Raw genomic sequence first — 23,048 nt, forward strand, 5'->3', positions numbered from 1 at the left:
TCACTTGAGGCGCGGTTTGGCGTCCACGTCGATCTTCGACATCTCGTCAAAGGTCTCGACGATGAGGAGGCCATCCCGCAGGTAGACACCGTCTTCGCCGCTGACATAGCCGTCTTTCTCGAGACGCTCCATATCACCGGTTTGCCCTTCAACAGAGGTCACGAAAATCAGATCTCGCGGAGTCTCCGGATAGGCGGGGCCACCGTTGTTGATGGCGCTGGCTGCGCCTGCCTGCGACGCAAGCAAGGTGAGGGCTGCAATAGGGATCATAAAGCGAGTCATGACTGGTCTCCTTTCCATAGTTGGTTCGGATCGTCTCCGATCTGACTCTGATCTGTGCCACCTTCGGATTTTTTCCAAACACGCTCACTCACTGATATGTGTTCTCGAGTGCGTCAGGGCACGCGCGGCGTGCGCGCTGCCGCATGGCATTTCTTTCTGGAGCATGGGCAAAAAGAAACGGCCCGGGACGTGTCCCGAGCCGCGTTCCTGAGCGCTGGCACGACGAATACCGCGTCAGCGCACATGTGTGTGTCTTTGTGCACAAGCAGGTGACCGAGGCAGTGCTGCCTCGGGCCAGCTTAGGGCTGCGACTCGCGTCGTTAGCGGACGCGGGAGAAGCCGACACCTTCAAAGGTGGTGACGCTGACGGTCTTGGTTTCGTGGCCCAGAGCGGTGCGATCTTCGCCGCTGACATAGCCTTCAAGCGACACGGTTTCGCGGTCGCCAGTGGTGCTTGCGACCGAAGCGCCATAGAGCGAGTCGCGTGCGATGTTGGCGTCATTGGAGGAAACCATTGCGCCGGCTTGGGTGGCGAGGACGGTCAGGGCTGCGAGGGCGGTAAGAGTGCGTTTCATAGTGTATTTCCTTTCGTGTGTTGTGTTTGGGATCGTTTGTGATCTGCACCCTATCTGTGGGTCGCAATGCGAAGTTTCAAAACACGCTGAATCACTGAACTGTGTCAGAGATTGAGACCTTTTTTCCGGTCTTCGGGGGCTTGAAATGAGAGAAAATCGCGAAGATCGACAGGTGCGTTAACCGCCCTTCGTTTTTCAAGTCTTGGGGCTTCACACGGCCTTCACAGAGGCGTGCTCGAAGCGCGATGGATTACGTGAGAAAACCCGGCCCAAAACACACGCAAGCCGCACCACTTCGACATGGCGCGCGCGAATACTCGGATCGGATGGAAGGAGAAAACGTCTTCGAAGACCGCGCTAGACGATAATCCCTTGGGAGGCGAGATAGTCTTTGACCGGCTTGCGCACGGATTGCTCGCCCTGGTCGCGCGCGTCGATGATGACTTGGCGCACCTCGGCAAGGTTCACCCGGCGGAACAGGTTCTTCACCGGCCCGATGGACGCAGGGCGCATCGACAGCGTGCGCAGCCCCATCGCTGCAAGGCATAGCGCCTCGAGCGGGCGCCCCGCATCCTCGCCGCAAAAGCTAAGCGGTGTCGCATTGTGATTGCAGCGCGCGACAATCCCCTCAAGGAATGTCAGGAAGCTGACATTGAGTGTGTCATAGCGTTTGCGCACGCGTTCGTTTTCGCGGTCGGCGGCAAAGAAGAACTGTTTGAGGTCATTGCCCCCGATCGACAGGAACCCAACCTCGTCAAAGAACTTCTGCGGCGCAAAGCCAAGGCTCGGCGTCTCGAGCATCGCCCCGAGATCGAGCTTCTCGGGCAGGGGGTGGCCGAGCTTGCGTTCGCGCTCCTTGGCTTTCTCCATCTCCCAGACGGCGCGGGTATATTCTTCATACTGCGCGATGAAGGGGAACATGACAGAGAGGGGCCGCCCATTCGCCGCACGCAACAGCGCCTGAAGCTGCATACGCATCACGCCGGGCTTGTCGAGACCGACGCGGATCGCTCGCCAGCCGAGCGCCGGGTTCGGTTCATCCTCAGGCGTCATATAGGGAAGGACTTTGTCTGACCCGATATCGAGCGTGCGGAACACCACACGCTTGCCCTTGGCCGCGTCCATCACCCGCGCATAAAGCGCCGACAGTTCGGATCGTTTGGGCATTTGGCTGCGCACGAGGAACTGAAGCTCGGTGCGGAAAAGGCCAACGCCCTCCGCGCCTGACCCTTCGAGGCTCGGCAGGTCCGCCATCAGGCCAGCGTTCATGGTAAGTGACATGGTCACCCCGTCGAGCGTTGTCGCCGGCTTGTCGCGGATCGACGCATAGCGTTCCTGCGCTTCGGCCTGCATTGCGATCTTGTCGCGGAAGGCATTGACCACAGTTTCATCGGGACGCAGGTGCACGATCCCCTGGTCGCCATCGACCATGATATGATCGCCATTGAGCGCCTCGGTGGTGATCCGGTCCGCATGGATGATGAGCGGAATCGCGAGCGCCCGTGCCACGATGGCCGCGTGCGAGCCGACCGAGCCTTCTTCAAGCACGATCCCGCGTAGTGACCGGCCATATTCAAGCAATTCACCGGGGCCGATATTGCGCGCGACAAGGATTGGGTCGGCGGGAAGCTCCGCGCCCGTCTGCGCGCCTTGTCCGGTCAGGATACGCAGCAGGCGGTTCGACACATCATCAAGGTCATGCAGACGTTCGCGCAGGTAGGCATCCGTGACCTGTTCCATCCGCGCCCGTGCCGTGCTCTGTTCTTTCTCGACCGCCGCCTCGGCCGAAAGGCCGCGTGCGATGTCGCTCTGCATCCGCTTCATCCAACCCTTGGAGTTGGCGAACATGCGATAGGCTTCGAGTACCTGAAGCTGTTCTTTGTCTCCGCCCGCTGCGCCTTCGAGCATCTTGTCGACGCCGACACGCAGCGTATCGACCGCCTCGTCAAGCCGCTTCAACTCGGTCTCGGGATCATCTGCGATCGGGTTCGTGACAACAACGCGCGGCTCGTGGAGCCAGACATGCCCCTCCGCCGTGCCTTCCTGCGCGCTGCCCGCCTTGATGAGAACCGACTGGCGGTGGCGGGCCTGCATCGCATCATGCTCACCGACGAAGGCACCAAGTTCCGTCATCTCGGCCAGGACCATCGCCACGACTTCGAGTGCATAAGTCTCATCCGCCGAGAAATCCCGCGCTTCTTTGGACTGCACGACAAGCACGCCAAGGTTCTCGCCAAGCCGCTGGATCGGCACGCCGCAGAACGAGGAATAAATCTCCTCGCCCGTCTCCGGCATGTAGCGAAAGCCTTTTTCCTTCGGCGCATCCGCTGTGTTGATGATATGCGAGGATTTCGCGACGCGCCCGACAAGGCCTTCGCCAACCCGCAGTCGTGTCTGGTGCACGGATTCCGCCTTGAGGCCTTCCGTGGCGCAAAGCTCGAGCGTCTCAGAGTCCCGGAAAAGGTAGATCGAGCACACTTCCGTCCCCATCGACGAGGCGATCAGGTGCGTGATCTTGTCGAGCCGTTCCTGCCCGGCGCTGTCCTCTGCGAGTGCTTCGCGCAGACGTCCCAGGAGCTTGCGGCTCTCGCTTTCCGTGCTTTCAGACATATGCGCCCATCAGTTGCAAATTCCGCTGACGGCTGCGCATGACAAAGATGCAGCGCCGTCAGGCTGCTTTCTCAAGTTCGAACGCATCATGCAGGGCTTGGACCGCGAGTTCCATGTATTTTCGATCAATCAGCACGGAAATCTTGATTTCCGAGGTGGTGATGACCTTGATGTTGATGCCTTCATCGCTCAGCACCTTGAACATCTTGGCTGCAACCCCCGATTGAGAACGCATGCCGATCCCGACCACAGAGACCTTGGCGACATCAAGCTCGGTGTCGAGGTCAGAGAAGTTCAGCCCGCCCGACGACTTCAACTCGCCAAGTGCCTTTTCCGCGCGGCCCACCTGATCGGTCGGCAGCGAAAAGGTCATATCCGTGCGCCCCTCTTCCGAGATATTCTGCACGATCATGTCGACATTGACGCCCGCGTCCGACAGGCATCCGAAGATGATCGAGGCGATGCCCGGACGGTCAGCGACCGAGATGAGGGTCATCTTGGCTTCGTCACGGCTAAAGGCGACACCGGCAACAACATTGGATTCCATGATTTCCTCCTCATCGCAAACGAGCGTGCCTGCCTCGTCGGATTGTTCCTCGAAAGAGCTGAGCACCCGCAGGCGCACCTTATAGCGCATGGCGAGTTCGACCGAGCGCGTCTGCAGAACCTTGGCGCCAAGAGAGGCCAGTTCAAGCATCTCTTCAAACGCGATCTTATCAAGTTTGCGCGCCTTGGCCGAGACACGCGGATCGGTGGTATAGACCCCATCCACATCCGTATAGATATCGCAGCGTTCCGCGCCAAAGGCGGCGGCAAAGGCCACGGCGGTCGTGTCCGACCCACCCCGGCCAAGCGTGGTGATCCGTCCCTCGGGGCTGATCCCTTGGAACCCGGCAACTACAGCGACGCGCATACCTTCGTTGAATTTCGCGGTGATGTTGTCCGGCGAGATGTCCTCGATCCGCGCCTGACTATGGGCCGAGGTTGTCTTGACCGGCACCTGCCAGCCCTGCCAGCTGCGCGCCGGAACGTCCATCTCCTGAAGCGTCAGCGCCATGAGCCCCGCCGTGACGTTCTCGCCCGAGGACACGACCGCATCATATTCGCGCGCATCGAACAGGGGGGAGGTCTCGTTGACCCAGCCGACAAGCTCGTTGGTCTTGCCCGACATGGCCGACACGATGACGATCACGTCATAGCCCTTGGCCACTTCGACGCCCACACGTTTGGCGGCGCGCCGGATACGGTCGAGGTTCGCGACGGAGGTGCCTCCGAATTTCATCACGAGAACGGGCATGGGTCTTCCTTGGCCTTGAGTTGCGCGGGGTTTACGCGCAAGCCGCGGCTGAGGCAAGCGCACATGCGCGCCAAACCCCTATGATTGCGCTAAAAGTCGCATGCTCAGTAGGCAATCGGCGTCCCGTCATACGAGAGGAAACATCCGGTCGTCTCGAGTGAGAGTGCGTCGAACCGCGCCACAAGGCCATCCGCGCTCTCATCGACGCCGATATCGGCCGCCGCGCCGCCCATATCCGTGGTCACCCAACCCGGATGATAGATTCCGACCGCTATCCCAATGTGGCGCAGATCCGCTGCAAGGTTTCGTCCAAGATTGAGCGTCGCCGCCTTGGAAGCGCGATAGATATAAGAGCCGCCGGGCGCGCGTTCGTCTGACGCCATGATGCTCGAGAGAATGGCGATCTTCGGTGCCCCGGCAAGTTGCAGGTTCGCCAGAAGATTCTGCACTGTGAGGAACACGCCTGTGACATTCGCCGCCATCGTATCCGCCCACATCTGGGCTGGATACCCATCTGCAAGGCTCTCTCCCTTGTCGAGATAGACCCCCGCGTTGCACACCAAAAGATCCACCGGGCGGCTATCGAGAGCGCGGGTCAACCCGCTGAAGGAGGCTGGGTCCGTCACGTCGAGGGTCACGAATTCCCCGCCCTTGCGCGAGGTGCCCGTCACATCCGCGCCGCGTGCGCGATAGCGTTGGTCGAGCGCCTGGCCAATGCCCCGATTGGCGCCCGTAATCACGACTTGCATAGAGGTCTCCCGAAATTCAGTTGGATTTTCGCGTCGCGCGGAAGGGCAGGGGCGCAACCGGCACCCCTTCTTCGATCAGCGCCTTGGCGTCTTCGATCTTGGCCTCGCCATAGATCGCGCGTTCGGGTTTCGCCCCGAGGTGCATATCGCGCGCCTCCTTGACGAAATTCTTGCCGACGTAGTCGGAATTCTCTTCGACGGTCTTCTTGAGCGCGGCCAATGCCTTCTCGGCCTCACTTGTCGGAGCGGCCAGCGGGCGGGCGTTCTCTTGCGTCGGCTGAGGTTGTTCAGGGGCTGCCGACTTGCGCGCGGGGCGCACGCGCGGTGCCATCATGGCTTTCTCCACCGCGCTATCGCCGCAGACGGCACACACAATCATGCCTGACGCCCGAAGCTTGTCAAAAGCGTCGGCCGACTGAAACCAGCTATCAAAGCGGTGATCCTGGCTGCATTTGAGAGTGTATTGGATCATCTCGTGTTTCCTGTGCCGGATCCTGTCCCGGCTGTGCCGGTTAAGATAGGTCGCGGCAGGACACCGTTCAAGCGAAAGCGCGCTACCGCAGGATGCGTGCGTCGAAATCCCGAAGCATCTTGGCAAGGTGCTTTTCGCGTACAAGCGAGGCTGCTTTCTTCGGGCTCATCCATTTCTGGCGCCGCTGTCCCGCCTCGGGAAAATCGGCCACGCATTTCCGCGCCTTGACCGGATAGACAGTGACAAGAACCGGCATCGGCATCAGGCCGCCACGCGTCTCGATCTCTTTGGTGTAGGAATAGAACCCGAGCGGAAAATCATGCACCTTGCCGCGGACCCCGGCTTCTTCCCATGCTTCCTGCGCCGCAGCCTGCGGTGCGGTATAGCCCGACATGGGCCAGCCCTTGGGAATGATCCAGCGCTTGGTCTTGCGCGAGGTAATGAGCAACACCTGCGTCTTGCCATTGCGGATGCGATAGACAAGCGCCCCGAACTGCGAGCGCAAATCCGTCTTACGCGCCGCTCGAAGGTTGATCGGATGCTGCTTCGGTACGTGAATCGTCATAACCGCCGTGTTGTTCTGCTCGGCCAAGTTACTCTTGGTCTGAGACAAGGATACGACAGACGGTGCCACAACGCCAAAGGAATTGTCTCTTGTCCCCGGATCCGCGGTTCATGGGAAACTATGGGCCTGCTGTACATAAGGGGGGATCAGATGGCGAATCACTTGGGCTTGAGGTCATGGGAAATCTCTGAAAAACAGCCGGAAAGACAAGATTGATGTCGGTCTGGGTAAGGGGATGTCGAAAAAATCAGGGAAAATATGGGTCGGCTTGGGTCTCCATGCTCTGCATCTATATGTCGCTTAAGGTGCGGTATTAATATCTACATATTGTGTTGGGCTGGGGCCATTTGGATACAGGATGTTGTTTTTCAGGATGCCTCTCGACAATATATAGTCTCGGTTGGCGTATATTTTTGTTGTTTCCCAAGAAATCCCATGTCATACCTGATTACACGATGAGGACGGGATCAAAGGGGCGATAAAGACCCCGAATAAGAACTCCCAAAGTCAGGTTTCATACAGGCACCCGCTTTCATCGAAGCAAGAGATCCGGCGCGCGGGCGAGCAGACATCCCCCCAGGTGGCGCGCGCAGTCGGACACCCCGCAACGCGGGACGAGGGCGGCGGATAGGGCAGTGGCAGCAGCTCTATCCGCCGTTTCGTTTCCGGGATGCGAAACGTGAGGGGCAGGAAAGGCCAAACCGTGGCGCTGATGTTCATAGGCGAGAGCCGCAACAAGGTGGATACGAAGGGCCGGGTCTCGATCCCGGCCAAGTTCCGTCGTGTGCTCGAAGCTGGTGACCCAGAATGGAAGAACGGCGACAACCCCAATCTCTACATCGTCTACGGCGGCCCGAGCCGCGACTACCTCGAGTGTTTTACCGTCGAGGCCATGAATGATGTCTATGCCCGTATCAAGAAGATGGGGCGCGGCACCAAGCGCCGCATCGCGCTCTCGCAGCTCTACATGACCCAGACCGCCGAGGCGAGCGTCGACGAAACGGGCCGCCTCGTGCTGCCCCGTGATCTGCGGGACAAAATCGACATCGACGGCATGGCGTTTTTCGCGGGCAAGGGCGACACCTTTGAAATCTGGCGCCCCGAGACATACGACGCCAACCAGATGGAACAGCTCGAAGCTGATGACGACTTCGATCCGGATGTGGATCCGTCCATCTATCTTGGTGGGGACGAGGGGATCTAAGGTATGTCGAACCGGCCCGACGCCCCCGCATCTGCACCCCATATTCCCGTTCTTCTTGCGCCTCTCCTCAAAGCCGTCGCGCCTGTGCAAGGCACGTGGCTCGATGGCACGTTTGGCGCCGGTGGGTACACGCGCGGCCTGCTTGAGGCCGGCGCAACCAAGGTCATCGGCGTGGATCGTGACCCTCTGGCCTTCGAAATGGCCGCCGATTGGGTCGGTGACTACGGCGACCGGATCGAGATGGTTGAGGGCGTGTTCTCTCGCATGGATGAATATGCGACTGGCCTTGATGGTGTGGTCCTCGATCTCGGTGTGAGCTCCATGCAACTCGACCTCGCCGAGCGCGGCTTCTCCTTCCTGCGCGACGGCCCGCTCGACATGCGCATGTCGCAGGATGGTCCCTCCGCCGCCGATCTGGTGAACGAGGCCGACGAGGCGGAACTGGCCGACATCATTTTCCACTACGGCGAGGAACGCGCCAGCCGCCGCATCGCCCGCGCCATTGTCCGCGCCCGCGCCGAGGCCCCGATTGCCACGACACTCGCGCTTGCTGAAATCGTGGAATCCTGCCTGCCGCGCCCCAAACCGAACCAGTCCCACCCCGCGACCCGCACCTTCCAAGGCCTGCGCATCGCGGTGAACGATGAATATGGCGAGCTCTATCGCGGGTTGCAGGCCGCCGAGCGTGCACTTGCGCCGGGCGGCCTTCTGGCGGTCGTGACCTTTCATTCGATCGAGGACCGCATGGTTAAACGCTTCATGCAGTCCCGCGCCGGGCGCAAGGGCAACGTGAACCGCTACGCCCCTGAAATCGAACAGGAAAAACCCGCCTTCGAGCTGCTAACCCGCAAGGCCGTTGGCCCCGACGAAGACGAGCTTGCGATCAATCCGCGCTCGCGTTCGGCCAAGCTGCGCGTGGCGCGCCGCACTGATGCCCCGGCTGGCGAGATCGCCGCACGCGAAATCGGCATGCCCCAAACCCAACAGACGAAAGGACGACCCTGATGCGCTCAATGATCTTCCTTTTGACCGCGCTTGCCGTAATCGGCCTCGCCGTGTGGGCCTACCGTGAGAACTACCAGACCCAGGCCGTGATCAACGAGACCGAGCGCCTGCAGCGCGAGATCGGCACCGCCCGCGCGCGGCTCTCTGTGCTAAAGGCCGAATGGGCCTATCTCAACCGCCCCGGACGACTGCGCGATCTGGCAGACATTAACTATGATCGTTTGCAACTTCTGCCGCTGACCCCGGATCAGTTCGGCCGCGTCGATCAGGTCGTCTATCCGCCGGTCAATTTCGACTTCAGCGGTGCCGTGGATGTCTCTTCTGATGGAGACGATCAATGACCCGCACCCCCTTGCGCCCCTTGGCCCGCATTCTCCCGGCACGTGAGACGGGCGAGAACCCAGACGCGATCGAGCGTGAGAACATTCGCCTGCGCCACGAGGCCATGCGCCAGACGTCGCGTCTGCGTGCTGAGGGCCGCCTTCTGGTGCTTTCCGTGGTCTTCCTGTCGCTTTTTTCGGTGGTCGGCGCGCGCATGGCGATGCTCTCCTTCTCCGAGGCGCAAGAACCGCGCGCAACGGTGTCCGGTTCAATGATTACGTCCCAACGCGCTGATATCGTCGACCGTCGGGGCCGCATCCTTGCGACCAACCTCGAGACCTACTCGCTATATGCGCAACCGCACCACATGATCGACAAGGCCCATGTGGCCCGCGAACTGGTCAAGGTCTTTCCCGACCTCGACGAAGAGAAGCTCTTCAAACGCTTCTCCGGCAACCGCAAGTTCATGTGGATCAAGAAGAAACTCAGCCCCGAGCAAAAACAGGCCGTGCATGATATCGGCGATCCCGGTCTGATGTTCGGCCCGCGCGAGATGCGCCTTTATCCCAACGGCCACCTTGCGGCCCATGTCCTTGGCGGCGCGAGCTTCCGCAAGGAAGACGTGCGCGCTGCCGAACTCGCAGGTGTTGCCGGGGTTGAACGACATTTCAACGACGTGCTGCGCGATCCGGCAAATGGTGACAAGGCTCTGACCCTGTCGCTCGACCTCACGGTGCAAGCCGCCGCCGAGCGTGTGCTCTACGGCGGGATGAAGCTGATGAACGCCAAAGGCGCGGCGGCGGTTCTCATGGATGCTCATACTGGCGAGGTGATCTCGCTGGTGAGCCTGCCTGACTTCGATCCGAACGACCGTCCGCGCCCCCCGACCGAAGGCAACGCCTCTGATAGCCCGCTTTTCAACCGCGCGGTGCAAGGGGTGTATGAACTCGGCTCCACCTTCAAGATTTTCACGGCCGCGCAGGCAATGGATCTCGGCCTCGCAAACCCCGAGACGATGATCGATACCAAGGGGCCACTGCGCTGGGGCAAGTTTCGCATCCGCGACTTCCACAACTATGGCTCCGAACTGTCGCTCACCAAGGTGATCGTGAAGTCCTCCAACATCGGCACCGCTCGTCTCGCTCAACAGATCGGCGTCGCGCGGCAACAGGAATTCCTCGGCAATCTCGGCTTCCTCGAAGCAACGCCGCTTGAATTGGTCGAGGCGAGCGGCGGCACACCGCTTCTGCCGCCGAACTGGTCCGAACTCTCCGCGATGACGATCTCTTATGGCCACGGTCTCTCGTCGAGCCCACTGCACCTTGCCGCTGGCTACGCGGCGATTGCCAATGGCGGCAAGGCGATCAAGCCGACCCTCCTCAAGCGCAATGCCCCCCAGAACGGCCCGCGCGTCATGTCCGAAGCCGCCTCCCGCGCCGCGCGCAAGATGCTGCGGCAGGTGGTGACAGATGGCACCGCCTCCTTTGGCGAAGTGCCCGGCTATGCCGTCGGCGGCAAGACCGGCACCGCCGACAAGCCGAAAGAGCAGGGTGGTGGCTACTACGATGAAAAGGTGATCGCGACCTTCGCTTCGATCTTCCCCGCGCATGATCCCAAATACGTGCTCGTGGTGACGTTGGACGAGCCGGTTGAGACCTCCGGCCCCGAGCCGCGTCGCACCGCCGGATGGACCGCTGTGCCCGTTGCCGCCGAGATGATCCGCCGCGTCGCGCCGCTCCTTGGCCTGCGCCCCGAGATTGAACCCGCCTCGTTGGCTGATATAACCCTGACATCGAATTAACCCGCGGCATAAGGGCAGGACAAAATGGCAGGCGAGTCACGACCACTTCACGAACTGGGGCTGACCGCCGCCGCAGGGCGCGACCCCGAAATCACGGGCCTTGCCGTTGATAGTCGTGAGGTCAAGGACGGCTTTCTCTTTGCCGCACTCCCCGGAACCCGCGTGCATGGGGGCGAGTTTATTCAATATGCCCTGCGTATGGGGGCGAGCGCGATCCTGACCGACGCCGAGGGCGCGCGCATCGCCGCCACCGAACTGGCCGACTCGGATGCTGCGCTCGTAGTGGCCGAAGACCCGCGCCAGACACTCGCCTTCACCGCCGCGCTCTGGTTCGGGGAACAGCCCGGCATCATGGCCGCCGTCACAGGCACCAACGGCAAGACCTCCGTCGCCACCTTCCTGCGCATGATCTGGCAGGAGTTGGGTCTCGAGGCAGTCAACCTTGGCACCACGGGTGTCGAGGGCGACTATACCGCGCCTCTAAACCACACCACGCCGGAACCCATCACGCTGCACCGTACCCTTGCCGCCGCCTGCGCCAATGGGATCGAGTTCGCCGCGATGGAAGCCTCCTCGCACGGCCTCGCCCAACGCCGCCTCGACGGGGTGCAGCTCAAGGCGGCAGGCTTCACCAATTTCACCCAGGACCATCTCGACTATCACGAGAGCTTCGAGGAGTATTTCGACGCCAAGGCCGGTCTCTTTGCCCGCGTTCTTCCCGACGAAGGGACGGCGGTTATCAATACCGACGATGCGCGCGGGGTCGACATGGCCGCAATCGCGCAGGCGAGAGGCCAGGACGTCATCACCGTGGGGCGCAACGGTGCCGATCTGACCCTTGACGCCCAGCGGTTCGACGCCACGGGGCAGGACATCCGCTTTACCTTCCGCGGCCGAAGCTACATGGCGCGCCTGAACCTCATTGGCGGATTCCAAGCCGAAAACGTTCTCCTCGCCGCCGGTCTCGCCATCGCTTGCGGGGCTGACCCCGAGCGCGTCTTCGAGGTGCTGGGTGAATTGAAGACCGTGCGTGGCCGGATGCAGCTTGCCGCGACACGGCAGAACGGGGCAGCGGTGTTTGTCGATTACGCCCATACGCCCGACGCCGTGGAAACCGCGCTCAAGGCCATGCGCCCGCATGTCATGGGCCGTCTCGTCGCCCTTGTCGGCGCGGGCGGCGACCGGGACGCAGGCAAACGCCCGCTGATGGGCGCGGCGGCGGCGGCCAATGCTGACCTGGTCTTCGTGACCGATGACAATCCGCGTTCCGAAGATCCGGCGGTGATCCGCTCCGCCGTCATGCTCGGCGCGCCTGACGCCATCGAAGTGGGCGATCGCGCCGAGGCCATCCTGCGCGCCGTCGATGCGCTTCAGCCGGGCGATGCCCTCCTGATCGCAGGCAAGGGCCATGAAACCGGTCAGATCGTCGGCGACGCGATCCTGCCCTTCGATGACAGCGAACAAGCCAGCGTGGCCGTCGCCGCGCTCGACGGGGGATTTGCATGAGCCTCTGGACTGCCTCCCAAGCCGCCGCCGCCACCGGCGGCAAGGCCACCACCGCATGGGAGGCCACAGGCGTCTCGATCGACACCCGCACGCTTGAACCCGGCGATCTCTTCGTCGCCCTCAAGGCGGCGCGCGACGGGCATGACTTTGTGGCCCAAGCGCTCGAGGCCGGGGCCGCCGCCGCGCTCGTGACCCATATCCCCGAAGGTGTCGCCCCCGATGCGCCGCTCCTCATTGTCGAGGATGTGCTTTCCGCGCTCGAAGACCTTGGCCGCGCCGCCCGCGCCCGCACCGAGGCGCGCGTCGTCGCTGTGACGGGCTCCGTCGGCAAAACCTCGACCAAGGAAATGCTGCGCGCCATGCTCGCGGGGCAGGGCAAGACCCACGCCTCTGTCGCCAGCTACAACAACCACTGGGGCGTGCCGCTGACGTTGGCGCGGATGCCCGCCGACACCGACTATGCCGTGATCGAGATCGGCATGAACCACCCCGGCGAGATCGCGCCCCTTGCCCGCATGGCCAAGCCCCATGTCGCCCTGATCACGACCGTCGCCGCCGTGCATCTCGAAGCGTTTGAGAATGTCGCCGCCATCGCCGCCGAAAAGGCCGCGATCCTAGACGGGCTCGACGCCTCCGGCATCGCCATCCTTCCCGCCGATATCGACACCGCGCCGATCCTCGCCGACAAGGCCGCCGCCCTCGGCATCACGGCCATCCCCTTCGGCGCGACCGCCCCCGACTGGTCCTTGGGCGACGTGAGCCTCTCTGGCGACCGCACAGTGGCCCGCGCCACTGTCAAATCCAAGCCCTTGGTGTTCAAGATCAACAGCGCCGGACGCCATTTCGCGATGAACGCCCTCGGCGCGCTCGCTGCTGTCGATGCGCTCGGCGCTGACCTTGCCATCGCCGTGGGTGATCTTGGCCGTTGGACGCCCTATACGGGCCGCGGTGCGCGCGAAGTGATCTATCTCGATCCGGTCGAGATCGACATGACACTCGACCTGATCGATGACGCCTATAATGCCAACCCGACCTCGCTTGCCGCTGCGCTCGAGGTGCTTGCCGCCGCGACGCCGCAGAACGGAGTGGGGCGCATCGGGAAGGGCCGGCGCATCGCCTTTGTCGGCGACATGAAGGAACTCGGGCCTCAAGAGGCCGCCATGCACGCCGCCATCGCCGATCTGCCCAGCCTCGAGCATATCGACACCGTGCATTGCATCGGCCCCCTCATGCGCCACCTCTATGAGGCGCTGCCGCCGCACAAACGCGGCAAGTGGACCGAGACCAGCGCTGAGATGGCCGAAAACATCCGCCACATGGTCGACGCAGGCGATTCCCTGCTCGCCAAGGGCTCATTGTCGATGGGTCTTGCGCAAATTGTTGACGCGATCCGCAAATTGGGCCATCCCGCCCCGCAATCCAATGATGAGGACGATTAAATGCTCTATTGGCTGACCGAGTTTTCGGACGGCGGGGACTTCTTCAACCTGTTCCGCTACATCACCTTCCGCGCCGGCGGCGCATTCATGACCGCGCTGATCTTCGGCTTTCTTTTCGGTCCGCCTCTTATCAACGTCCTGCGCAAACGTCAGGGCAAGGGCCAGCCGATCCGCGAAGATGGTCCCGAAACCCACCTCGCCAAGGCCGGAACCCCCACGATGGGCGGTCTCCTCATCGTCGGCGCCTTGATGACCTCAACGCTTCTGTGGGCCCGGCTGGACAATGGTTTTGTCTGGGTGGTGCTGTTTGTGACCTTGACCTATGGCCTCATCGGCTTTGCCGACGACTACGCCAAGGTCTCCAAGCAAAACACCGCGGGCGTCTCTGGCAAGGTGCGCCTCGGCCTCGGCTTTGTGATCGCCCTGATTGCCTCTTACTGGGCAACAACATTGCACCCGGCAGAGCTGCAATTCGGCCTCGCCCTGCCGTTCTTCAAGGATACGCTCCTCAATCTCGGGCTGTTCTTCCTGCCCTTTGCGATGATCGTCATCGTCGGCGCGGCCAATGCCGTGAACCTCACAGACGGTCTCGACGGGCTTGCTATCATGCCGGTGATGATCGCAGCGGGGACGCTTGGCATCATCGCCTATGCCGTGGGCCGTGTTGACTTTACCGAATACCTCGATGTGCACTATGTGCCCGGCACCGGCGAGATCCTCATCTTCGCCGCTGGTGTTGTTGGTGGTGGCCTCGGCTTCCTTTGGTACAATGCGCCGCCTGCCGCCGTCTTTATGGGGGACACTGGGTCTCTCGCGCTCGGCGGTGCCCTTGGTGCCATCGCCGTGGCCACGAAACACGAGCTCGTCCTCGGCATTGTCGGCGGCCTTTTCGTGGTCGAGGCGCTCTCCGTCATCATTCAGGTGCTCTACTTCAAACGCACTGGCAAGCGCGTCTTCCTCATGGCTCCGATCCACCACCACTATGAGAAGAAGGGCTGGTCCGAACCCCAGATCGTGATCCGCTTCTGGATCGTCTCCCTGATCCTCGCCATGATCGGCCTCGCGACCCTCAAGGTCCGTTAGAGGACATAGGATTTTCGATAAGCCTTGCCTAAGCGATTTCGAAATCGCTTGGGTGCAGACTGAGAGGGCAGACACCCTATGCGAGACCTTCTGAAAGAATATCGGAAATGTGCAGTTGCGCATGGGGAACACACTTTGGCAGGCAATGCCGTAGCTGCAAACAAGGCGCATGATCGGTTGCTAGGTGCCTTGAAGGCTTTGAGTCAAGCAAACGCAGATACTGAGGTTCTATCGCTTCTTGAAGACGAAAACCCCTCTGTGCGGCTTTGGGCTGGTGCTCATTGTTTGGAAGTGGACGAACCACGGGCTCTGGCTGCATTGAATAGGCTGGCCGCCGCAGGTGTCCCCATCGTCAGCATGAGTGCAAGATACACAGTTCAAGGTTGGCAACATGCTGAACTGCGCGTTCGTCGGACTTTTTGAAGGATAGGATCGGGCCTTGACTTGAATAGCCCAACGAATGCGGTTCCTTTACCAGGCACAAGAGCGACGCCTAGCCCGAATAATAAGGCTCTGCATTGAGGTGACCTTGTTCACTCACAAGGGTACTATGACTACGTGAATATCGAATTGCGCAATGCTTCACCAAGTCAGCGGCCTGCTGTTGTTCTGAGAATAGCTGCGGTTAGAGAGAGGTGAAATCAATTGGTCGTTTCAATGGCCTACTATGGCTTGAAGTACCCAAGCAGAACCAGTGGGTGGGTCGCCACTTTAGGTGAAACGCCTGAACAGAGGTTTGATCCGGAGACTGGGAAAGAGGATTTCACCGAGCAAAGGCGTATTGGGGCGTATCTTGAGAGCTGGAGGGCTGGGCGGCAATGGTTACCTCAGCCGATATGCTTACACTTTGAGGCGAGTGGCCGGCAGCTCGTCAAGGCAGACCGAATTTTTCACAATATGGTCGGCCCGATTATATCGGGGAATTCTGTCAATCATATGCGTCCGCTTCTTGAACGGGAAGGTCACGTTTTGCCACTTGATGTGATGAATGCGGATGAGAAGTTCTTTCTGTGGTGGGTGCCTTGGGTCGATAACAGCGTTGATATTGCCCGGTCTGAAAAATCTCCGAATGGAAAGACCGTGAAGCGCTACGCTTTTCATAAAGACAAGGTGAAAGGCCTGACAGCATTCCGGCCACATTATTCGGGAATGTATAACCCAGATGCTCAGGGGCAGGTTCTTGTAAATGAAGAGTTCAAGCAAGCTTGGCTTGATGCAGGGCTTACCGGGATTGACTTTAGACCAGCCTGATCATTCTGTTGGCTCTCAATACTACTGCATGGCGATTGCAGAGCGTCTTGAATCATCTAAGACGCAAAAAAATCCCCCTTTCCGCCGCACGATGGGATCGAATTCCCTGTTGGTCATGTAGGCTTTTGGGGCTGGAGGGGCAGATTGTGACCGTCCTCCTCCTTAACCAATCGCAGGCGAACGCATGGAATTGCGCTGGTGCGGCACGTCTCGCAAACCCACCGCGCGCCCGCTTAACCACCGCACGCCGGGGTTAACGCCAAAACGACCACCGAAAACCCGCACATACGCGATACCGACGTAATACCGACGTGATACCGACAGGATTTTTTCGCGTTAACCCCGCCCCGAAAGGGGGCCTCTCTTGCGTCGCTCGGCGGGGGCGGGCATTGTCGCGACACGTGTAAATTCGGGGTGAAAACGATGATTCCAGTCAAAGGATACGAGGGCAAACGCGTCGCGGTTCTGGGCCTTGGCCGCTCCGGCCTCGCCACCGCGCGCGCGCTCGTCGAAGGCGGTGCAACCCCGCTCTGCTGGGACGATAACCCGGAGGCCCGCGCCCGCGCCGAAGCGGAGGGGTTTGCCTGCCAAGACCTTGCAAAACAAGGCGCTTTCGAGGATGTCGCCGCGCTGATCGTGTCGCCTGGCATTCCCCATCTCTATCCTGCGCCGAACCCCGTCGTTGCCGCCGCCTGGGGCGCAGGTGTGCCCGTCGACAACGATATCAGCCTGTTCTTCCAATCCTTCGCCACACGCGATTGGGATCATTTCGACACAAGTCCCCGCGTCGTTGCGGTCACGGGCTCAAATGGTAAATCCACAACCTCCGCCCTGATCCACCACGTTCTCGACACCGCCGGCCACCGCACCCAACTCGCCGGCAACATAGGCCGAGGCGCCCTAGACCTCGACCCCGCCGAGAACGGCGATATCGTGGTGCTTGAATTGTCGAGTTATCAAACCGAATTGGCGCGCGCCCTGACGCCGGATATCGCTGTTTTTACAAACCTTTCGCCGGATCACCTTGATCGTCATGGCGGAATGGGGGGCTACTTTGCGGCCAAGCGTCGGCTCTTTGCCGAGGGTGGGCCGGACCGCGCCGTTATCGGAGTTGACGAGGCCGAGGGACAGTTCCTTGCCAACCAGCTTTCCATGGGGCTGGGCGACGACCGCGTGATCCCGATTTCTGTTGAGCGAAAGCTGTCTGGGCCGGGGTGGCAGGTTTTTGTTAAGAAAGGTTTTCTATCAGAGTATCGTAAAGGCCGTCAGACGGGGTCCATTGATTTGCGCGCCATCAAGGGGTTGCCCGGCGCGCACAATCATCAGAATGCCGCAGCGGCCTATGCGGTGTGTCGAGCGCTCGGCCTTGCGCCGCGTGTCATCGAAGCTGGATTTGCCTCGTTCGGTGGTTTGCCACACCGTTCGCAGGTCGTTGCCGAGATTGGCGGCGTGACCTACGTGAACGATAGCAAGGCAACCAACGTAGACGCCGCCAAGATGGCGCTGGGTGCGTTCAAGAAAATCCGCTGGATCTGTGGCGGGCTTGAGAAAGAAGGCGGGCTTGGAGACCTCGTGGAACACGCTGGGGAGGTCGTCAAAGCCTATGTGATCGGCCGCGAGGCGGCGGCCTTCGCGATGCAGCTCAAAGGAGTGGACGCAGAGATATGCACGACGATGGACGTCGCCATGGCCCGCGCATCAGAAGACGCAGAAGCAGGCGATACAGTGCTGCTCGCACCGGCGGCGGCGAGTTTCGATCAGTACGATAGCTTCGAGAAGCGAGGCGATGATTTCATATGTCTCGTCAATGGTTTAGGTGGCTAGGCTTTGTTCCGGATTGCGATTCCCGCAGCCCAGCCCGACGACCAAGCCCATTGAAAATTGAACCCGCCAAGCCAACCGGTGACGTCCACCGCTTCACCAATGACATAGAGGCCGGGCACGGTCTTGGCCTCCATCGTTTTGGAGGAGAGCGCCTCCGTATCGACCCCGCCAAGCGTCACTTCCGCAGTGCGGTAGCCCTCGGTACCTGCCGGGCGCAGGTCCCACTCGGTCAACCGTTCCGCCAATGCCTCGAGAGCCTTGTCGGATTGGTCGGCCATGTTCCCTTTCAGCGCCCACTCCACGGAAAGGTAATCAGCTAGTTTCGCGGGTAGGAGATAGCCAAGAACCGTCCGCAGTTGCCGCCGTCCGTCACTCTGCCGACGCGCCTTCAACTGCCCGAGTACATCCGTGCCGGGGAGGAGGTCGATTTGGATCGGCTGACCTTCTTGCCAGTAGGAACTGATCTGCAACATGGATGGGCCCGAAAGCCCCCTATGGGTCAGGAGAAGCGCTTCTTCGAAGGCCGGACCATCTGCCGAGGCGCGCACAGGCAGCGCGGTGCCAGAGAGTGGTTTGAACCGACCATCCGGGAAGGTGAACGGTACGAGCCCTGCTCGTGTCGGCAAGAGTGGCAGACCGAATTGCTCTGCAATATCATAGGCCAGACCGGTGGCACCCATCTTCGGGATCGACTTGCCACCGGTCGCCAGAACGAGGTTCTTCGCTGTGAGCGTTCTTCGCGTCCCGGCGTGTTCCGTCTCGACCCGAAACGTGGTCCTGTCGTGCGACACGCCAAGAATTTTAGTCTCGAGTTGCAGAGCCGCGCCCGCCGCCTCAAGCTCGCTCACCAGCATCGCTACGATGTCTTTGGCGGTCTCGTCGCAGAAAAGCTGCCCCAGGGTCTTCTCATGCCAGGCAATGCCGTAGCGGTCGACGAGTTCGATGAAATCCCACTGGGTATAGCGGCTCAGCGCGGATTTGCAGAAATGCGGGTTCTTGGAGATGAAGTTCTCCGGCCCAGCGTAAAGGTTGGTGAAATTACAACGGCCGCCGCCTGAGATCCTGATCTTCTCGCCGGGGGCCTTGGCGTGGTCAATAACGAGCGTGCCCGCCCCGGCGTGGGCCGCGCACATCATGCCGGCAGCCCCGGCGCCAAGGATGATCGTCTCAAACTGCATAAATGGCGGGTGCCCGATCCTTTGAGGCGGGTCAAGGGGCTTGCAGCACGAGGCGCGCTTTGCAAGGACAGACAGGCGTGATATACTTTGCGCACAGACCCGGAAAACCGGGCGTATTCGAGGCAGTATTCGGCGGGTATCCGATGACAGAGATGGTGTATGGCACGCTCCCGGCACAGGGAGGCGAGCCTGTTCTCCCTAAATGGTGGCGCACGCTCGACAAGTGGTCGCTGGCGGCAATTCTGATCCTTTTTGGGATCGGCGTTCTTCTCGGGCTTGCTGCTTCGCCGCCATTGGCCGAGAAGAACGGCTTTGCAGCCTTCCACTATGTCGAGAAACAGGTGATCTTTGGCGGATTGTCGCTGATCGCTATGCTGGTCACTTCGATGATGAGCCCTCGAGTGGTGCGACGCCTCGCCGTGATCGGATTCATCGTCACCGTGATCGCGCTTCTCGGTCTACCGCTCTTTGGCACGGATTTCGGCAAAGGCGCGATGCGGTGGTATTCCTTGGGCTTTGCGAGCGTACAACCCTCCGAGTTCCTCAAGCCCGCTTTTGTTGTTGTGGCAGCGTGGCTCATGGCGGCCAATGAAGAGATCAATGGTCCGCCCGGGCGTATTTGGTCTTTCTTCCTGATGCTCTCTCTGGTGGTGATCCTTGCGTTGCAGCCGGACTTCGGTCAAGCGAGCCTGATCCTTTTTGCATGGGGTGTGATGTATTTCGTCTCTGGTGCGTCGATGGTGCTCATTGCTGCAATTATTGTTGCAATTTATCCAGTTGCCCGTTTCGCCTATGCCAACTCTGAACATTTTGCGCGGCGCATTGATGGGTTCCTTGACCGTTCCGTTGATCCAACAACACAGCTTGGCTATGCGACCAACGCCATCCGCGAAGGCGGGCTCTATGGTGTCGGTGTCGGAGAGGGGCAGGTCAAGTGGTCCCTGCCGGATGCGCATACAGATTTCATTATCGCGGTAGCAGCCGAGGAATATGGGTTGGTCCTCGTCCTCGTGATCATCGCGCTTTATGCGAGCATCGTGCTCCGCTCGTTCCTGCGCCTGATGCGAGAGCGTGATCCGTTTACCCGTATCGCAGGCACTGGACTCGCGGCCATGTTCGGCGTGCAAGCGATCATCAACATGGGCGTCGCGGTTCGTCTTCTGCCCGCGAAGGGCATGACTTTGCCGTTCGTAAGCTATGGAGGCTCCTCTCTCGTTGCAGGGGGGATTGCAGTCGGCATGCTTTTGGCGTTTACCCGCAGCCGGCCTCAGGGCGAGATCGGAGATATCCTGCGGGGACATGTGAGATGATGAAGAAACCATTGCTTGTCATCGCGGCAGGCGGCACAGGCGGGCATATGTTCCCCGCGCAAGCGTTGGCCGAAGTGATGCTGCGCAAGGGGTGGCGGGTCAAACTGACGACTGATGCGCGCGGTGCGCGCTACACTGGCGGGTTCCCTCACTCCACGGAAATTGAGCAAGTGTCGTCAGCGACCTTTGCGCGTGGCGGCAAGCTGGCCAAGCTTGCGGTACCATTTCGGATTCTTGGAGGGGTGCTTTCTGCCGTGGTGAAACTACGTCGCGACCGCCCCGAAGTTGTTGTGGGTTTTGGCGGCTATCCGACGATCCCGGCCATGGGCGCAGCGTGGGTGTTGAAGCTCCCGCGCATGATCCATGAGCAAAATGGTGTGCTGGGCCGCGTAAACCATCTCTTCGCATCCCGTGTGGATGCGGTGGCGTGTGGCACATGGCCGACCGATCTACCTGAAGGGGTCGAAGGGGTGCATGTTGGCAATCCGGTGCGCGCGGCTGTGCTCGAGCGCGCTGGGTCTGGCTATATCGCACCGGGCGACTACCCGATGTCGATCTTGGTGATCGGCGGCTCGCAGGGCGCGCGCATCCTGTCCGACACGGTGCCGAGCGCAATCGCCTCCCTTCCGCCAGAACTCCTGCGCAATATCCGTGTGAGCCATCAGGCCCGTGATGAAGATGGCGAACGCGTCGCAGCGTTCTATGCCGAGCACGGGATCGCCGCGGATGTGCAACCCTTCTTTCACGATGTTCCCGCGCGAATGAGTGAAGCGCAGCTTGTCATTTCGAGATCCGGCGCATCCTCCGTTGCCGATATCAGCGTGATTGGGCGACCGTCTATCCTCATTCCCTTTGCTGCGGCCACTGGGGACCACCAGACCGCGAACGCGAAAGGGTTGGTCGAAGTTGGCGGAGCAATCCGAATTCCCGAAAGCAAACTCAACGTTGCCTCCCTCGCAGAGCAGATCGCTCTGATCCTCGGCAATCCGTCGGGTGCGAACCAGATGGCGATGGCTGCGCTTTCTGTGGGCAAGCCTGAGGCGACACAAAGCCTTGTCGCGCTCGTTGAGATGCTGGCCAGTAAAGAAGAGTGAAGACCATGAATGCAGCGACGAAGCTCCCCGGAGATGTAGGCCCAATCCATTTTGTGGGCATCGGCGGAATCGGTATGTCGGGGATTGCCGAGGTTCTGTTGAACCATGGCTATGTCGTGCAGGGCTCTGACCTCAAGTCGAGTAAGATCACGGAGCGCCTTGCAGACATGGGCGCCAAGGTCTTTGTCGGACAAAAAGCGGAGAACCTGGAGGGGGCGGAGGTCGTCGTGATCTCGTCCGCGATCAAGCCGGGCAATCCAGAACTCGACGAAGCGCGCAAGCGCGGCCTACCGGTCGTGCGGCGCGCGGAAATGCTGGCCGAGTTGATGCGGCTCAAGTCAAACATCGCGGTCGCGGGGACCCACGGCAAGACGACAACGACGACCATGGTGGCGGCACTGCTCGATCATGGCAAGATTGACCCGACCGTTATCAACGGCGGTATCATCCATGCTTACGGCTCCAACGCGCGGGTTGGCGAAGGCGAATGGATGGTGGTCGAGGCCGACGAAAGCGACGGCACCTTCAATCGCTTGCCGGCGACGATTGCCATCGTGACGAACATTGACCCCGAGCATATGGAGCATTGGGGCACTGAAGAAAACCTGCACAAAGGGTTCCTCGATTTCGTGTCGAACATCCCCTTCTATGGACTCGCAGTCTGCTGCACCGATGATCCCGATGTGCAGACCTTGGTTGGCAAGATAACCGACCGCCGTGTCGTGACCTTCGGATTTAACGCCCAAGCAGATGTTCGTGCCGTAAACCTCCACTTCAAGACCGGTATCGCGCATTTCGATATCAGGTTACAGCAGGAGGGCGAGATCATTGAGAACTGCACCCTTCCAATGCCGGGTGATCACAACGTCTCGAATGCTCTTTCCGCCGTTGCCGTGGCGCTTCATCTTGGTATGTCGAAGGATGAAATCCGAGAAGCGCTCGCCAAGTTTGGCGGCGTAAACCGGCGCTTCACGCGGGTCGGTGAGTGGAAGGGCATCCCGATCATTGACGACTATGGTCACCATCCGGTCGAGATTGCAGCGGTCCTTAAGGCGGCGCGCCAGGCCTGCGAGGGCCGTGTCATAGCTGTCCACCAACCGCATCGTTTCACACGGTTGCATTCGCTCTTTGAGGATTTCTGCGCCTGTTTCAATGAGGCCGATGTCGTCGGAATTGCCGAAGTCTTCGCCGCGGGGGAACAGCCTATCGAGGGTGCGAGCCGCGATGATCTCGTTGCCGGGCTCGTGGCGCATGGCCATCGCCACGCGATCGCAATTGACAGCGAGGACGACCTCGAAGCCCTTGTGCGCGCTGAGGCGAAATCAGGCGATATCGTGGTCTGCCTTGGGGCTGGTACGATCAGTGCCTGGGCAAACAACCTCGCCAAACGATTGGGATAAGCCAGGCAGCGCCAAACCCTTAGGTTGGGGCTTGCAACTTGCGTGGCTTGGGCAAAGACTGGCGGCGAGAGAAAACCGCCGG

The 23,048-nt window shown here is 60.7% G+C and carries 20 protein-coding genes; 12 read left to right on the forward strand and 8 right to left on the reverse strand.

Features of this window, described 5'->3' with window-relative positions; genetic code table 11:
- The 7 genes from MK745_RS05405 to MK745_RS05435 form a co-directional block, all read right to left on the reverse strand.
- Entirely contained in the window at positions 1-282 is a 282-nt protein-coding gene (locus MK745_RS05405; protein ID WP_243612256.1) for a hypothetical protein, read from the reverse strand.
- Positions 283-602: 320 nt separating this feature from the next.
- A complete protein-coding gene (locus tag MK745_RS05410; protein WP_243612257.1) occupies positions 603-857 on the reverse strand; it encodes a hypothetical protein in 255 nt (84 codons plus the stop codon).
- 357 nt (positions 858-1,214) lie between these two features.
- Positions 1,215-3,467, reverse strand: coding sequence for a phosphoenolpyruvate--protein phosphotransferase (gene ptsP / locus MK745_RS05415; protein WP_243612258.1), 2,253 nt, complete (start codon positions 3,465-3,467; stop codon positions 1,215-1,217).
- Between the two features lie 58 nt (positions 3,468-3,525).
- Positions 3,526-4,764, reverse strand: coding sequence for an aspartate kinase (locus MK745_RS05420; RefSeq protein ID WP_243612259.1), 1,239 nt, complete (start codon positions 4,762-4,764; stop codon positions 3,526-3,528).
- A gap of 104 nt (positions 4,765-4,868) precedes the next feature.
- Complete coding sequence (locus MK745_RS05425) at positions 4,869-5,513, reverse strand: SDR family NAD(P)-dependent oxidoreductase (protein ID WP_243612260.1); 645 nt, start codon at positions 5,511-5,513, stop codon at positions 4,869-4,871.
- Positions 5,514-5,529: 16 nt separating this feature from the next.
- Positions 5,530-5,985 carry a DUF1178 family protein gene (locus tag MK745_RS05430; protein ID WP_243612261.1) on the reverse strand — a complete coding sequence of 152 codons (456 nt, stop codon included), beginning with the start codon at positions 5,983-5,985 and terminating at the stop codon, positions 5,530-5,532.
- Positions 5,986-6,067: 82 nt separating this feature from the next.
- Positions 6,068-6,550: an NUDIX hydrolase gene (locus MK745_RS05435; RefSeq protein ID WP_243612262.1), complete on the reverse strand. Its 483-nt coding sequence runs from the start codon at positions 6,548-6,550 to the stop codon at positions 6,068-6,070.
- Positions 6,551-7,229: 679 nt separating this feature from the next.
- Between MK745_RS05435 and mraZ the strand changes: the two genes are divergently transcribed.
- The 9 genes from mraZ to murD all read left to right on the forward strand — a co-directional run bounded on the left by mraZ (position 7,230) and on the right by murD (position 17,984).
- Positions 7,230-7,754 carry a division/cell wall cluster transcriptional repressor MraZ gene (gene mraZ, locus MK745_RS05440; protein WP_243612263.1) on the forward strand — a complete coding sequence of 175 codons (525 nt, stop codon included), beginning with the start codon at positions 7,230-7,232 and terminating at the stop codon, positions 7,752-7,754.
- 3 nt (positions 7,755-7,757) lie between these two features.
- Positions 7,758-8,759 carry a 16S rRNA (cytosine(1402)-N(4))-methyltransferase RsmH gene (rsmH, locus tag MK745_RS05445; RefSeq protein ID WP_243612264.1) on the forward strand — a complete coding sequence of 334 codons (1,002 nt, stop codon included), beginning with the start codon at positions 7,758-7,760 and terminating at the stop codon, positions 8,757-8,759.
- Complete coding sequence (ftsL, locus tag MK745_RS05450) at positions 8,759-9,100, forward strand: cell division protein FtsL (protein WP_243612265.1); 342 nt, start codon at positions 8,759-8,761, stop codon at positions 9,098-9,100. The genes rsmH and ftsL overlap by 1 nt, the downstream gene beginning before the upstream one ends.
- Positions 9,097-10,881 (forward strand): peptidoglycan D,D-transpeptidase FtsI family protein, encoded by a 1,785-nt coding sequence (locus MK745_RS05455; protein ID WP_243612266.1) that lies wholly within the window; start codon positions 9,097-9,099, stop codon positions 10,879-10,881. The genes ftsL and MK745_RS05455 overlap by 4 nt, the downstream gene beginning before the upstream one ends.
- A 24-nt stretch (positions 10,882-10,905) precedes the next feature.
- Positions 10,906-12,387 (forward strand): UDP-N-acetylmuramoyl-L-alanyl-D-glutamate--2,6-diaminopimelate ligase, encoded by a 1,482-nt coding sequence (locus MK745_RS05460; protein WP_243612267.1) that lies wholly within the window; start codon positions 10,906-10,908, stop codon positions 12,385-12,387.
- A complete protein-coding gene (locus MK745_RS05465) occupies positions 12,384-13,826 on the forward strand; it encodes a UDP-N-acetylmuramoyl-tripeptide--D-alanyl-D-alanine ligase (RefSeq protein WP_243612268.1) in 1,443 nt (480 codons plus the stop codon). The genes MK745_RS05460 and MK745_RS05465 overlap by 4 nt, the downstream gene beginning before the upstream one ends.
- Entirely contained in the window at positions 13,827-14,909 is a 1,083-nt protein-coding gene (gene mraY, locus MK745_RS05470; protein WP_243612269.1) for a phospho-N-acetylmuramoyl-pentapeptide-transferase, read from the forward strand.
- 657 nt (positions 14,910-15,566) lie between these two features.
- Positions 15,567-16,160, forward strand: a complete 594-nt coding sequence (locus MK745_RS05475; RefSeq protein WP_243612270.1) for a hypothetical protein — start codon at positions 15,567-15,569, stop codon at positions 16,158-16,160.
- Between the two features lie 423 nt (positions 16,161-16,583).
- Positions 16,584-17,984 carry a UDP-N-acetylmuramoyl-L-alanine--D-glutamate ligase gene (murD, locus tag MK745_RS05480; protein WP_243612271.1) on the forward strand — a complete coding sequence of 467 codons (1,401 nt, stop codon included), beginning with the start codon at positions 16,584-16,586 and terminating at the stop codon, positions 17,982-17,984.
- Here the strand turns inward: murD and MK745_RS05485 are convergent.
- Positions 17,981-19,162, reverse strand: a complete 1,182-nt coding sequence (locus tag MK745_RS05485) for an NAD(P)/FAD-dependent oxidoreductase (protein ID WP_243612272.1) — start codon at positions 19,160-19,162, stop codon at positions 17,981-17,983. The genes murD and MK745_RS05485 overlap by 4 nt on opposite strands.
- 143 nt (positions 19,163-19,305) lie before the next feature.
- Here MK745_RS05485 and ftsW point away from each other — a divergent pair, with 143 nt between their 5' ends.
- Genes ftsW through murC form a run of 3 tightly spaced genes read left to right on the forward strand, consistent with a single transcriptional unit; the run spans position 19,306 to position 22,966 of the window.
- Positions 19,306-20,472, forward strand: coding sequence for a putative lipid II flippase FtsW (gene ftsW, locus MK745_RS05490; protein WP_243612273.1), 1,167 nt, complete (start codon positions 19,306-19,308; stop codon positions 20,470-20,472).
- A complete protein-coding gene (locus tag MK745_RS05495) occupies positions 20,472-21,566 on the forward strand; it encodes a UDP-N-acetylglucosamine--N-acetylmuramyl-(pentapeptide) pyrophosphoryl-undecaprenol N-acetylglucosamine transferase (protein ID WP_243612465.1) in 1,095 nt (364 codons plus the stop codon). Before ftsW ends, MK745_RS05495 begins: the two co-directional genes overlap by 1 nt.
- Before the next feature lie 5 nt (positions 21,567-21,571).
- The gene (gene murC / locus MK745_RS05500) at positions 21,572-22,966 is read left to right on the forward strand and encodes a UDP-N-acetylmuramate--L-alanine ligase (protein WP_243612274.1); all 1,395 of its coding nucleotides are present in this window, start codon (positions 21,572-21,574) and stop codon (positions 22,964-22,966) included.
- The last annotated feature ends 82 nt before the right edge of the window (positions 22,967-23,048 follow it).

The sequence above is a fragment of the Shimia aestuarii genome (assembly GCF_022814865.1).
Lineage (GTDB): Bacteria > Pseudomonadota > Alphaproteobacteria > Rhodobacterales > Rhodobacteraceae > Shimia > Shimia aestuarii_A.